This is a genomic window from Streptomyces winkii (assembly GCF_032248595.1).
Lineage (GTDB): Bacteria > Actinomycetota > Actinomycetes > Streptomycetales > Streptomycetaceae > Streptomyces > Streptomyces winkii.
The window spans coordinates 667,766-680,617 of the sequence record NZ_JASTTH010000005.1; the positions used below are offsets into that span (position 1 = coordinate 667,766).

General features: G+C 72.7%; 15 protein-coding genes. 11 read left to right on the forward strand and 4 right to left on the reverse strand.

Translation table 11 applies throughout. The annotated features are described in order from the left end of the window. Window positions 1-69 precede the first annotated feature (69 nt). From QQM67_RS18585 to QQM67_RS18600, 4 genes are all read right to left on the reverse strand, one after another. A complete protein-coding gene (locus tag QQM67_RS18585; RefSeq protein ID WP_314175026.1) occupies window positions 70-1,617 on the reverse strand; it encodes a HAMP domain-containing sensor histidine kinase in 1,548 nt (515 codons plus the stop codon). After that, complete coding sequence (locus QQM67_RS18590) at window positions 1,614-2,384, reverse strand: response regulator transcription factor (protein ID WP_314175027.1); 771 nt, start codon at window positions 2,382-2,384, stop codon at window positions 1,614-1,616. The genes QQM67_RS18585 and QQM67_RS18590 overlap by 4 nt, the downstream gene beginning before the upstream one ends. Window positions 2,385-2,598: 214 nt before the next feature. Next, window positions 2,599-3,636 (reverse strand): LacI family DNA-binding transcriptional regulator, encoded by a 1,038-nt coding sequence (locus QQM67_RS18595; protein WP_314175028.1) that lies wholly within the window; start codon window positions 3,634-3,636, stop codon window positions 2,599-2,601. Window positions 3,637-3,761: 125 nt separating this feature from the next. Further along, window positions 3,762-4,550 (reverse strand): winged helix-turn-helix transcriptional regulator, encoded by a 789-nt coding sequence (locus tag QQM67_RS18600; protein WP_314175029.1) that lies wholly within the window; start codon window positions 4,548-4,550, stop codon window positions 3,762-3,764. 191 nt (window positions 4,551-4,741) lie between these two features. Between QQM67_RS18600 and QQM67_RS18605 the strand changes: the two genes are divergently transcribed. The 11 genes from QQM67_RS18605 (at window position 4,742) to ygfZ (ending at window position 12,801) form a co-directional block, all read left to right on the forward strand. Continuing rightward, the gene (locus tag QQM67_RS18605) at window positions 4,742-5,890 is read left to right on the forward strand and encodes an alpha/beta fold hydrolase (protein WP_314175030.1); all 1,149 of its coding nucleotides are present in this window, start codon (window positions 4,742-4,744) and stop codon (window positions 5,888-5,890) included. Between the two features lie 71 nt (window positions 5,891-5,961). Continuing rightward, the gene (locus tag QQM67_RS18610) at window positions 5,962-6,228 is read left to right on the forward strand and encodes a MoaD/ThiS family protein (protein ID WP_314175031.1); all 267 of its coding nucleotides are present in this window, start codon (window positions 5,962-5,964) and stop codon (window positions 6,226-6,228) included. Then, on the forward strand, window positions 6,225-7,205 hold the full coding sequence (locus QQM67_RS18615) for a hypothetical protein (protein WP_399067065.1): 981 nt from the start codon (window positions 6,225-6,227) through the stop codon (window positions 7,203-7,205). Before QQM67_RS18610 ends, QQM67_RS18615 begins: the two co-directional genes overlap by 4 nt. 61 nt (window positions 7,206-7,266) lie before the next feature. Continuing rightward, window positions 7,267-7,977: an LmeA family phospholipid-binding protein gene (locus QQM67_RS18620; protein WP_314175032.1), complete on the forward strand. Its 711-nt coding sequence runs from the start codon at window positions 7,267-7,269 to the stop codon at window positions 7,975-7,977. 208 nt (window positions 7,978-8,185) lie between these two features. After that, the gene (locus QQM67_RS30685) at window positions 8,186-8,269 is read left to right on the forward strand and encodes a putative leader peptide (protein WP_368073287.1); all 84 of its coding nucleotides are present in this window, start codon (window positions 8,186-8,188) and stop codon (window positions 8,267-8,269) included. A gap of 298 nt (window positions 8,270-8,567) precedes the next feature. Next, on the forward strand, window positions 8,568-9,407 hold the full coding sequence (locus tag QQM67_RS18625) for a sulfurtransferase (protein WP_314175034.1): 840 nt from the start codon (window positions 8,568-8,570) through the stop codon (window positions 9,405-9,407). 36 nt (window positions 9,408-9,443) lie between these two features. Beyond that, window positions 9,444-9,731 carry a DUF1416 domain-containing protein gene (locus tag QQM67_RS18630; RefSeq protein WP_070018969.1) on the forward strand — a complete coding sequence of 96 codons (288 nt, stop codon included), beginning with the start codon at window positions 9,444-9,446 and terminating at the stop codon, window positions 9,729-9,731. Between the two features lie 114 nt (window positions 9,732-9,845). After that, window positions 9,846-10,214, forward strand: coding sequence for a DsrE family protein (locus QQM67_RS18635; protein WP_314175035.1), 369 nt, complete (start codon window positions 9,846-9,848; stop codon window positions 10,212-10,214). Window positions 10,215-10,500: 286 nt separating this feature from the next. Further along, complete coding sequence (locus QQM67_RS18640; RefSeq protein ID WP_314175036.1) at window positions 10,501-11,106, forward strand: FABP family protein; 606 nt, start codon at window positions 10,501-10,503, stop codon at window positions 11,104-11,106. A gap of 22 nt (window positions 11,107-11,128) precedes the next feature. Then, a complete protein-coding gene (locus QQM67_RS18645; RefSeq protein WP_314175037.1) occupies window positions 11,129-11,725 on the forward strand; it encodes a Fur family transcriptional regulator in 597 nt (198 codons plus the stop codon). Window positions 11,726-11,829: 104 nt separating this feature from the next. Next, a complete protein-coding gene (gene ygfZ, locus QQM67_RS18650) occupies window positions 11,830-12,801 on the forward strand; it encodes a CAF17-like 4Fe-4S cluster assembly/insertion protein YgfZ (RefSeq protein ID WP_314175038.1) in 972 nt (323 codons plus the stop codon). Window positions 12,802-12,852 lie beyond the last annotated feature (51 nt).

The following is a 12,852-nucleotide window of genomic DNA, read 5'->3' on the forward strand; positions in this document are numbered from 1 at the left end:
TACGCACGCTGCGTCTGTGCGGCTGCCGTATCGGCTGACCCCAGGCTCAGACATGAAGTTAAGTTGAAGTCAAGCTTCTGCCCGCGATGTCGGCTCCGCGCCGGCTCCGGGCCGCGCTCCGGAATCGGGTCCGGGCTCCGCGTCCGGGCCGTGGCCGAGGCCGTGGCCGCGCTCAGGCTCGGGCTCCGGTTCGCGTGCGGGCTCCGGTTCCGGCTCGGGTTCGGGTTCCTCCGAGCCCGGCAGGCTCAGCACCGCCACCGTCCCGCCGCCCTCCCCGGGTTCGAGCGCGACCTCGCCGCCCGCCTGCCGCACCGTGCGCGCCACGATCGACAGGCCGAGCCCCGACCCGGGCAGGCTTCGCGCGGATGGCGAGCGCCAGAACCGGTCGAAGACGTACGGGAGTTCGGCCTCGTCGATCCCCGGCCCGCGATCCCGCACCCGCAGCGTGCCGCCGCTCAGCACGGCTTCGACCGTGCCGCCGGGCGGGCTGAACTTCACCGCGTTGTCCAGCAGGTTGACCACCGAACGCTCCAGCGCCGCGGGCTCGCCGCGCACGTACCACGGCTCCGTACGCACCGTGACCGTGACGCCGCCGCTGCGCAGCCGCACCCGCTCCGCCGCGCGCTCGGCGATCGCGTGCAGCGCGATGCCCCCGACGGGACCGCCGCGCGGCGGCATCTCGCGCGACAGCTCCTGCAAGTCGCCCACGAGCGCCGCGAGTTCGCTCATCTGCGCCCTGACGGACTCCAGCAGCGCCCTGCGGTCCTCGCCCGGCAGCGAGCGGCCGGTCTCCTCGCTCCGTACGAGGAGTTCGATGTTGGTACGGAGCGATGTCAGCGGCGTACGCAACTCGTGCCCCGCGTCCGCGATCAGCTGCTGCTGGAGTTCGCGCGAGGACGCCAGCGCCTCGGTCATCGAGTTGAACGAGCGGGAGAGGCGGGCGATTTCGTCGTCACCCTCGGCGGGGATGCTCACGCCGAGGTCCTCCGTGCGGGCGATGTGCTCCACGGCTCCGGTGAGCCGGTCCACGGGCCGCAGCCCCGCCCGCGCGAGCACCACGCCCGCGCCCGCCGCGGCGAGCACTCCGGCGCCGCCGACCGACGCGAGGATCAGGGCGAGGTTCCGCAGTGATCTGTCGGTCTCGGTGAGCGGCCGCGCCACCGAGACGGCGACATCGGTTCCCTGGACGGGAGTCGTCAGCACCCGGTAGTCGGTGCCGGAGCCGTCCCTGCCCCGGGCGGTGTGCACGGACTCGGCCTGGCGGCGCTCGGCCACGCGCTCGTCGCCGGGCGTGACCTCCATCCTGCTGCCGACGATGACGCAGCTCTTGCCGTGGCGGTCGACGACCTGGACCGCCGCGTCGAAGGGGTTCGGCGCCCGCTCGTCCGCGGGCGAGCACTGCCCCGAGCTGAGCTGGCCGACGACGAAGCTCGGGTCCACGCGGCTGTTGCTGCGCAGCGACTCGTCCAGCGAACCGATCAGCTGGGCCCGTACGAGGAACCAGCAGGCCGTCGCGCACGCCGCGACCGCCAGCGCCACCGTGACCGCGGCCAGCAGGGCAAGGCGCGAGCGCAGCGCCGGCGCCTGGAGCCGGGGCCGGCGAAGACCGGGCTTCACGCCGCGTCCTCCTTGAGGACGTAGCCGACGCCCCGCACCGTGTGCACGAGGCGCGGCTCACCGCCCGCCTCGGTCTTGCGGCGCAGATACATCACGTACACGTCCAGGGAGTTGGACGACGGCTCGAAGTCGAAGCCCCACACCGCCTTGAGGATCTGCTCGCGCGTGAGCACCTGGCGGGGGTGCGCGAGGAACATCTCCAGCAGCATGTACTCGGTGCGGCTCAGCTCCACCGTGCGCGGGCCCCTCGTCACCTCCATCGTGCCGAGGTCCATGCGCAGATCGCCGAAGCTGAGGAGGTCCGCACCGGGCTGGCCCGCGGAGGCGGCGGCCGCGCGCGGGCCGGCCGCTCCGCCCGTGCCACCGCTCGCGATCCCGGCGGCCTGCTCCTGCGCGTACGAGGTGCGCCGCAGCAGCGCCCGGATGCGGGCCAGCAGTTCGTCGAGCTCGAACGGCTTGACGAGATAGTCGTCCGCCCCCGCGTCCAGGCCCGTGACGCGGTCGCCCACCATGTCCCGCGCGGTCAGCATCATGATCGGCACGCGCCTGCCGGACTCGCGTAGGCGCCGGGCGACGGTCAGCCCGTCCATGCGCGGCATCAGCACATCGAGCAGGATCAGGTCCGGTTCGTACGCCGCGGTCTTCTCCAGGGCGTCGAGGCCGTCCGCCGCGAGCTCGGTTCCGTAGCCCTCGAAGGCGAGGCTGCGGCGCAGCGCGTCCCGGACGGCGGGCTCGTCGTCGACGATCAGCACCTTCATGGCCACCATGGGCCCAAGCGTCGCACTGTGTGGGAGCGGAAGCCGTGTCAGGCGTGTCACAGGGCGCCGGTACGCCCGCGGGGAGGCGGAGCGAGGGGCGCGCGCCGGAGGCTCAGCGCCGCGGAAGGTCCGCGGAAAGGCAGCGGAAAGGCCGCGGAGAGGCAGCGCCGCGAAGGCTCGGTGCTGCGGGGCTCAGTGCTTCGGAGGCTCAGTGCTGCGGGGCTCAGCGCTGCGGAGGCTTGCCGCATCCGCAGGAGCGCCGCACGACGAGCCCTGCCGGGAACTGCCGCACGCGCTGGCGCCGGGACCCGGCGACCCGCAGCCCGTCGTCCAGCACCAGGTCGACCGCGGCCTTCGCCATGCCCTCGCGGTCCGAACCGACGGTCGTAAGCGGCGGGTCCGTCAGCGCCGCCTCCTTCACGTCGTCGAAGCCCGCGACCGCCAGGTCCTGCGGCACGTCGAGGCCCAGCTCGCGCGCGGCGCGCAGCACACCGAAGGCCTGGTCGTCGGTGGAGCAGAAGACGGCGGTGGGACGGTCCGGGCGGCCCAGCAGTTCGAGAGCCAGCCGGTAGGTGTCGTAGCGGTTGTACGGGGCCTGGAAGAGGCGGCCCTCGACGGAGCGCCCTGCCTCCTCCATCGCGCGGGACCAGCCCTCGACGTGGTCGGTCACCGGGTCTCCGGACTCGGGCGTCGAGTCGATGCCGCCGAGGCACGCGACGTACTCGTGGCCGTGCTCCAGCAGATGGCGGGTGGCGAGCTGCGCGCCGCCGACGTCGTCGAGCACGACCGCCACGTCGTCGATGGCCTCGGGGCGGCGGTGCAGCAGCACGACGCGGGCGTCCCAGGCGTCGATCTCCACCGCGGCGTGCTCGCTGGGGCCCTGGCTGATGAGGATCAGGCCCGAGACGCGCATCCCGAGGAAGGCCCGCAGATAGTGCACCTCGCGCTCGTCGAGGTAGTCGGAGTTGCCGACGAGGACCATCTTTCCCCGCTCCGCGGCGGCCTGTTCGACCGCGTGCGCGAGCTCCGCGAAGAAGGGCTGCCGGGCGTCGGGGACGATGAGGCCTATCAGGTCCGTACGGCGCGAGGCCATCGCCTGCGCCACCCTGTCGGGCCGGTAGCCCAGCTCCTTGATGGCGGCGAGCACGCGCTCGCGCGTGGCCGGTGCGACAGGCCTCGGCCCGTTGTTGATCACATAGCTGACGACCGCGGTCGACGTACCCGCAAGCCTTGCCACATCGTCCCGCGTCACCCTGGCCACCCGGGCAGTCTACGCGGGAAGCATCCGCCGTTTGAGGGGCCTGCTGGTTCCGGCCCGGGAGGCCGGGAGCCGCCGGGGAGCGGCCCCCGCGCCGGCGTCCCCGAAAGCGGTCCAGGCGACGGGGTCTAGCCGGCCGTGCCGCCGGTTCCTTCGGCCGCCGCCTCCCGTACGAGACGGGTGGCGGCGTCGGTGACGGCGCGGGCGTCCGCCTTCGCCTTCTTCTCCTCGGCCGTCTTCGCGTCCTTCTCGGGCGAGACGAAGCGGTAGCCGACGTTGCGGACGGTGCCGATCAGCGACTCGTGCTCGGGGCCGAGCTTCGCACGCAGGCGCCGTACGTGCACATCCACGGTGCGGGTGCCGCCGAAGTAGTCGTAGCCCCAGACCTCCTGGAGCAGCTGGGCGCGGGTGAACACCCGGCCCGGGTGCTGGGCCAGGTACTTCAGCAGCTCGAACTCCTTGAAGGTCAGGTCGAGGACCCGTCCCTTGAGCTTCGCGCTGTAGGTGGCCTCGTCGACGGAGAGGTCGCCGTTGCGGATCTCGGTCGGCTCGTCCTCGGCGGCGCCCTGCATCCGGCCCGTGGCCAGCCGCAGCCGGGCCTCGACCTCCGCGGGGCCGGCGCTCTCCAGCAGCACGTCGTCGACGCCCCACTCGGCGGTGACGGCGGCGAGCCCGCCCTCGGTGACGACGAGGATCAGCGGACAGCCGGGGCCGGTCTGGTGCAGGAGCTGGCACAGCGAGCGCACCTGGGGCAGGTCGCGGCGGCCGTCGATGAGGATGGCGTCCGCGCCGGGGGTGTTCACGAGTGTGGGCCCCTCGGCGGGTGCCACGCGCACGTTGTGCAGCAGCAGACCGAGCGCGGGGAGCACTTCGGTGGACGGCTGGAGGGCGTTCGTCAGCAGGAGTAGCGAACTCACGTCAGATCCTTCCTCGGTCCCGTGGGACTTCGGTACGGCTCGGCACTGCTTCGTACGGATGCGCTCCTGAAAAGCGACTGCGGGTCCGGAAGAACGGACCGCGGCCCGGAAAGCACACTGCGCTCCTGAAAGCACAAAAGGACCCGGGGGCGACGCTGCCCGGATCCTTCACTCGAAGCAGAATAGCCGACATGGGCGAGGATGCCGAGTGTGAATTCGCTCGCTCCGGTGCTGACGCCCGCACCGAGGGTGAGCGCGGCGGCGCACGAGGCGGCCGGCCGGAGATACCGGCCGGGCCCCGAGGGCCCCGGCGCAGGGCGGTTCTGCGGACCTCGGACGGTGTGCGGATCGAGGCGGCGTACGACCCGTACGAGGGCGAAACGGGCAGCGCGAGCGGCGGCGAAAATGCGGGCGCCCCGGGTGCGATCGTCGTCGCGCACGGGTTCAGCGGGTCGGTGGACCGCCCGGCCCTGCGCCGTGCGGTGCGGGTGTTCACGCAGTACGGGGCCGTGATCACCTTCTCCTTCCGCGGGCACGGCGGCTCCGGCGGCCACTCCACGGTCGGCGATCTGGAGGTCCTCGACCTCGCGGCCGCGGTGGCCTGGGCGCGCGCGCTCGGGCACGCACGGGTGGCGACGATCGGCTTCTCGATGGGCGGCTCGGTCGTGGTCCGCCACGGCGCGCTCTACCGCCCCAAGGCGCACGAGGGGCGCACAGGCGCACGGCCCCGCACGGAGCCGCCGTGGGCGGGGGGCGGCGACCGGCCCGGGGCGGCGCCGGGTTCCGGGACGGACGGCTCCGGGACGGAGGGCTCCGGGACGGAGGGATCCCGGCCGGACGGCCCTGGGCAGCAGGATGCCCCGGCGTCCGGGCTCGGAGCAGCGCGACCCGTGCAGGGCGGGCCCGGAGAGGGCGAGGGCGCCGAGTACTCCGATGTCGTCGTGGCCGTCAGCGCGCCCGCTCGTTGGTACTACCGCGGCACCGCGCCCATGCGGCGGCTGCACTGGGTGATCCAGCGGCCCGTCGGGCGGCTCGTCTCGCGGTACGGGCTGCGCACGCGCATCCATCCGCGGGACTGGGACCCGGTGCCGCTGTCCCCGGTCGCCGCCGCGCCCCTGCTGGCGCCGACTCCGCTGCTCGTCGTGCACGGGGACCAGGACCGGTACTTCCCGGTCGACCACCCGTACTCCCTCGCCGCCGCGGGCGACCCCGACTGCACCGACCTGTGGCTCGTCGAGGGCTTCGGTCACGCCGAGAACGCCGCCGAACCCGCGCTGCTGCACCGGATCGGCGGCTGGGTCGCCGATCGGTGGCCTGACCCGGCCGAGGGCCCGGCATGATGGGTCGCGCAACACCGCGTGATCCGTACGTACGAGACGGCCCGGCACAGGCCGAGAGGGCAGGACCCACGATGGCGAGTGGCACGATCCGTTACTGGGCGGCGGCGAAAGCCGCAGCCGGAACGGCCGAGGAGCACTACGAGGCGGGGACCCTCGCCGACGCGCTCGACAGCGCGCGCGAACGGCACACCGAACGCCCGGACTTCGCGCGCGTACTGCTGCGCTGCTCCTTCCTCGTGGACGGCGAGCCCGTCGGCAAGCGCGCACACGACGCGGTTCCGCTGAGCGAGGGCGGCACCGTCGAGGTGCTCCCGCCGTTCGCGGGAGGCCGCGCATGAACGAGCATCCGCACCACCACTCGGGCGGCCAGCCCCAGCCGCATCCGCGGCAGCCCCTGCCGGGCGCGTACGGACAGCAGCAGTCGACGCGCTCCCAGTCGCCGTCGCGTCCCGCGGCTCCCGCCTCCGCGGCGGCCACGGCACCCGCGCCCGCCGGAGCATCCGCCTCATCGTCGGCCGCCGCCCGAGCGGGCGCCCCCGTCCCCCGTACCAAGGGCTCGCCGCTCATCGCGCCCGGCCTCCTCCCGGCGGCCGTCACCACGGCGCTCGCCGTGCTGGTGGCCGGTTCCGCGCAGATCGGCGGCGCGGCACTCGCCCTCGCCGTCGCGGTGCTCCAGGCGGTGACCGCGGCGGGGTGGTTCCGGCTGAACGGGATGTGGCCCGCACGGCAGGGCATCGCGCTCGCCTTCCTCGCGGGTCTCGCGACGGACGCCTGCCTGCTGCTGGCCGACGAGGGCCACGCGCCCGCGGTGATCATCGGCACGCTCGGGGCGTGGTGCGTGCTGACGGTGACGCTCCATCTGCGCAACGGGGCCGGTCCCGACGAGCGGCTGTACGCGCTGACCGCCGCGTTCACCGCGACCGCCCTCACGGTCGTCGCCGCGGGCTACCTCGCCTCGCTCGACGCGGCCACCGCGGACGCGGTGACGGCGGGCGCGTCGGCCGTCGCCGTCGCGGCCCTCGCCCGCGCGCTGCCGCTGCCGCCGTTCGTCTCGCCCGCCGTCGCACTGCTCGCCGCGGCCGGGGCGGGAGTGGCCGCCGGACAGCTGACCGTCCTCGGCGGTGACGGCGCGGCCACCGCGCCCGCGGCGGCAGGCGGCGTGCTCGGACTCGTCACGGGCGGATGCGCACTGCTCGGCCTGCGGGTGGCGAGCTACGACTATCCCTCGCGCTTCGTGCACATGACGGCGGGTGTGGCGCTGCCGCTGACGCTCGCGGCACCCGTCGTCTATCTGTTCGGCCGAGCCTTCGTTTGAGTACGCCGGGGTTAGGCTCGCTGAAGTCCAGGGGCCGCAGCCCAGCAGGGAGAGTAGGCAGATGCGCGCACTACGCAGGGGACTCATCGTCCTCTTCGTCCTCGCGGTGCTGTTCGTGGCCGCCGACCGGCTCGCCGTCAAGCTGGCGGAGGACAAGGCCGCGGACGAGATCAAGAGCGCGCAGGGCATCGCGTCCGCCGGCAAGACCTCCGTGGACATCAAGGGCTTCCCCTTCCTCACGCAGGTCGCGGGGAAGGAACTGACCGAGATCGACGCCGACATGAGCGGCATGAAGGCGGAGGCGGCCGGCGGCCAGCTGAAGGTCAGCCAGGTCAACGCACGGCTGCGGGACGTCCGCCTGAACGCCGACTACTCCTCGGCCGTGGCCGGCCGCGCCCAGGGCACCGCCCTCGTCTCGTACGGAGACCTGACGAAGGCCGCCCGCGAGGGCGTGCACATCGGCTGGGGCGGCGAGGACGACAGCGGCAGGGGCCGGGTCAAGGTGAGCGCGGGCGTCACGGTGCTCGGCCAGAGCTTCGAGCGCAGCGTCACCAGCACGGTCAGCGTCGCGGGCGAGGACACGGTGCGGCTGCGGGCCGACAAGGTGCCGGGAGCGAACATCCCGGGCCTGGAGCAGGCGATACGCGGCAGGATCGACTTCGCCAGGAAGATAGCGGGCCTGCCGGACGGGCTCGAACTGGAGAATGTCGAGGCCACCCCGGAGGGCATCGAGCTGTCGGTGCGCGGCGAGGACGTCAAGCTGGGCCGCTGACCCTGCGGAGCGATCGGCTCCGCGGGGGCGGCGTCCCACTACACGAGACGCCGAAGTCCGGGAGACAGGCACCGGTTCCGCCCCGTGGGACTTCGGACGGCGGGGCCACGGTGGGGTTTCCACCCACGGTCCCGAATCGCGGTCGATCTCGTCTCACGATGTGGATTCGCGGTGACACGGGCCCTCCGGCGTCCTTACGATCGTCTCCATGAAGCGACAGGCGGACCTCACGAAACGACGTGCAGTCGACCTCTGCCGCGTCGCCGCGATGCTCTGTCGCATCCCCTCCTGACGGCTTCCGGCCCTTCCCTGGGCCTTCCGGCCCGGGTGGTGCCCCAGGGCTCCGTCTGAGCCGGGGCAGGCCGAGCGAGTGCGCCGCCCGCCCCGCCGTCGTCCCGCCCCTCCGCCCGTGCCGGCTGCCCCGGCCGCCCGTCGCACTGCGCCCGGTGCGCGTGCCCCCGACGATTCCCCGCCCTGACCGACGTACGTGTGCATCCGCAGTCCGCACGCCGCACCCGGCACCCGTACTCCCCCACGGCCACGCGTGGGAGGTGCCCCCAACATCCGCTTTCTGCCTCGGAGGAGAAACCATGAGCCGCAGTGACGTCCTCGTAGACGCCGACTGGGTCCAGGACCACATCGACGACCCGAAGACGGTCATCGTCGAGGTCGACGAGGACACCTCGGCCTATGACAAGAACCACATCAAGAACGCCGTACGCATCGACTGGAAGCAGGACCTCCAGGACCCGGTCCGCCGCGACTTCGTGGACCAGGAGGGCTTCGAGAAGCTGCTCTCCGAGAAGGGCATCGCCAACGACGACACGGTCGTGCTCTACGGCGGCAACAACAACTGGTTCGCCGCCTACGCCTACTGGTACTTCAAGCTCTACGGCCACCAGGACGTGAAGCTGCTCGACGGCGGCCGCAAGAAGTGGGAGCTGGACTCCCGCGACCTCGTGGCCGAGGTGCCCAGCCGCCCGGCGACCGACTACAAGGCCAAGCCGCAGGACACCTCGATCCGCGCCTTCCGCGACGAGGTCGTCGACGCCATCGGCACAAAGAACCTCGTGGACGTGCGCTCGCCCGACGAGTTCAGCGGCAAGCTGCTGGCCCCGGCCCACCTGCCGCAGGAGCAGTCGCAGCGCCCCGGCCACGTGCCGAGCGCCCGCAACATCCCGTGGTCGAAGTCGGCCAACGACGACGGCACCTTCAAGTCCGACGAGGAGCTGAAGGAGCTGTACGAGGGCGAGGGCGTCGACCTGGCCAAGGACACCATCGCCTACTGCCGCATCGGCGAGCGCAGCGCGCACAGCTGGTTCGTCCTGCACGAGCTGCTGGGCCAGGAGAACGTCAAGAACTACGACGGCTCCTGGACCGAGTACGGCTCGCTGGTGGGCGTCCCCGTCGCCGTCGGCACCGAAGACTGAACCGGCCCCGACTGATCAGAACCGAAGGGAAGATCCATGTGCGGAGCGAAGGCAGGCGGCCCGGACGCCTCCACCATCAAGCCCGGTGAGACGACTATCCAGGGCAGCGTGACCCGCGACGGCGAGCCCGTCACCGGATACGTGCGGCTCCTGGACGCCGGCGGCGAGTTCACCGCGGAGGTCCCCACGTCCGCCACCGGCCAGTTCCGCTTCTACGCGGCCGAGGGCACGTGGACCGTGCGGGCGCTGGTGCCGGGCGGCACCGCGGACCGTACGGTCGTCGCGCAGGACGGCGGTCTGGCGGAGGTCGCCATCGCCGTGTGACGTGCGCGGCCGAGCCGTATGACGTACGGCTGTGCCGTGTGAGAGGGCCGTGTCCCGGGTGCCCGCCCGGAACACGGCCCTCCGCCGTGCTGCGGCCCCCTTAGGGTTGGCGCTATGGCAGCGGACAAGAAGCTCGTGATCAAGGTGACGGCCGGGACCGACGCTCCGGAGCGCTGCTCGCAGGCGTTCACCGTCGCCGCGGTGGCGGCGGCCAGCGGAGTCGAGGTGTCGCTCTGGCTCACCGGGGAGTCGGCGTGGTTCGCGCTGCCGGGCCGGGCCGCCGAGTTCGAACTGCCGCACGCGGCGCCGCTTCCCGAGCTGATCTCAGGGGTGCAGGCCGGCGGGCAGATCACGCTGTGCACGCAGTGCGCCGCCCGCCGCGGCATCGAGGAGAAGGACGTGCTGGAGGGTGTCCGCATCGCGGGCGCGCAGGTCTTCGTCAGCGAGATCATGGGCGAGGGCGTGCAGGCGCTCGTCTACTGAGCCCGCCGTGGGCCCGCCGATCCAGCGCCGGACCGTGTACGAGGGTCTCCCGGCCGGCGACTAGACTCGGCGCGTACGACGTCGTCAACGGCACCCCTCGCGACACCAAGGAGCGCACCCCGTGCTTGAGGCATTCTTCACCGCGCTGATGGTTCTGGTCTGCGTCGGCACCGCGGCCTTCGCCGGCCTCGCGCTCAAGAAGCTCTACCAGGGCCAGCGCTAGCGGTCCGTTCGCCTTCTGCGTACGTACTCGCGCCCACCGTCCCCACCGACCGTCTGAGTTCCCATGATCGAGATCCCGTCCGACCTGCATCCGGACCTCGTCCCCCTCGCCTTCCTCCTCGGCGACTGGAAGGGCGCGGGCGTCGCCGCCCTCGACTGGGGGCACCTCCCAGCGGTAGCTGGGGGAGAGGAAGACCCCGGCACCGACAAGTGCAACTTCGGGCAGGAGGTCACCTTCAGCCACGACGGCCGCGACTTCCTCGAGTACGTCTCGCACAGCTGGCAGCTCGACGAGGACGGCGAGAAGGTGCGCCCGCTGGAGACCGAGACCGGATACTGGCGCATCGACCAGGAGCGCAAGGTCGAGGTCGTCATGATCCGTGACCAGGGGATCGCCGAGGTCTGGTACGGCGAACTGGCCGACCAGAAGCCGCAGATCGACCTCGCCACCGACGCCGTCGCCCGCACCGCCTCCGCCGCGGAGTACAGCGGAGGCAAGCGCCTCTACGGCTACGTGAACGGCGATCTGATGTGGGTCGGGGAGCGCTCCGCCCCCGGAGTGCCGCTCCAGCCGTACATGTCGGCCCAGCTGAAGAAGGCCGTCGATCTTCGCGAGTGGGCGAAGGACCTGGGCGATCTGCCCGACGACGGCATCGCCTTCTTCAAGTGAGCGGCGGTCCTACACTGTCGACGTGGTGACCACCGACTGGCAGAGCGATCTGAGAGCGCGCGGATACCGGCTCACTCCGCAGCGCCAGCTCGTGCTGGAGGCCGTCGACAAGCTCGAACACTCCACACCGGACGACATCCTCGCCGAGGTGCGCCGCACCGCGGGCGGCGTGAACATCTCGACCGTCTACCGCACCCTGGAGCTGCTGGAGGAGCTGGGCCTCGTCTCGCACGCACACCTCGGCCACGGCGCCCCGACGTACCACCTCGCCGACCGGCACCACCACATGCATCTGGTCTGCCGGGACTGCACGGAGGTGATCGAGGCGGACCTGTCGGTGGCCGAGCCGTTCGCCGAGCGCCTCCTCGCGGCCTTCGGCTTCGACACGGACATGAAGCACTTCGCCATCTTCGGGCGCTGCGCGAAGTGCGCCGGGCAGGAGCCGGAGGCGGCCGAGCCCGCGCCTCCGCAGCGGGGGAGCGCGACGGGGGACGGGCCGCCGGAGTCCGGCGCGCGGCAGCCAGCGTCCGGGCCCCGGAGGGCCCACGGGGCGCACGGGCCTCGCGGTGCGCGAGAGCCGGGGAAGCGCGCTTCGAGGGGCGGCCGGGCGCCGTCGTAGTCTGGTCGTATGTCCTTCGACAGTCCCGCTGGGCCTTGCGCTCCGGGTGGTACCGGCAGTGGTACCCCCAGCCGTCGTCTTTCCCCTCCGACCGGTGATGCCGCATGAACTCCCCTCTCCTCTCGCTTCCCGGCGCCGTCGCCGCCGAGGGCCAGGACGAAGGCGTCGCCGCGCACTACGGCGACCTGTTCCGGGAGCAACGCTCGCTGGCCGAGGGCGACGGCTTCGTCGACCTCTCGCACCGCGGGGTCGTCACCGTCTCCGGCGCGGACCGGCTCTCGTGGCTGCATCTGCTGCTGACGCAGCACGTCAGCGAACTCCCGCCGGGGCACGCCACCGAGGCCCTGATCCTCTCGGCGCACGGGCACATCGAGCACGCGCTCTACCTCGTCGACGACGGTGAGACGACGTGGATGCACACCGAGCCCGGCACCCAGGGCGCGCTCATCGCGTACCTGGAGAGCATGCGCTTCTTCTACCGCGTCGAAATCGCCGACCGCACCGAGGAGTTCGCGGTCGTGCACCTGCCGGCCGGCTCCATCGCCGAGGCGCCCGAGGGGACGGTCGTACGGGAGACCGCGCACGGGCGCGACCTCTTCCTGCCGCGCGAGGCGCTCAAGTCCTTCGCCGAGTCGGGCCCTCCGGCGATCGGCCTCCTCGCGTACGAGGCGCTGCGCGTCGAGGACCACCGGCCACGGCTCGGCATGGAGACCGACCACCGCACGATTCCCCACGAGTTGGGGTGGCTGGGCTCGGCCGTGCATCTCGACAAGGGCTGCTACCGGGGCCAGGAGACGGTCGCGCGCGTGAACAACCTGGGCAGGCCCCCGCGCCGGCTCGTCTTCCTGCACCTCGACGGCAGCGAGGTGCGCCTGCCCGTGCACGGCGACGCGGTGCGCCTCGCCGAGGACGGGCCGGACGGCCGCAAGATCGGCTTCGTCACGACCTCCGCCCGGCACCACGAACTCGGCCCGATCGCCATGGCGTTGGTGAAGCGGAACGTGCCGCTGGACGCCGCGCTGACGGTAGGCGAGGACGCGACGGCGGCGGCGCAGGAGGTCGTCGTCGCCCCCTGACGGGCTCCGGTCTCCGCCCGGCTCACCACCCGGCCCCTGCCCGGCTCCGCC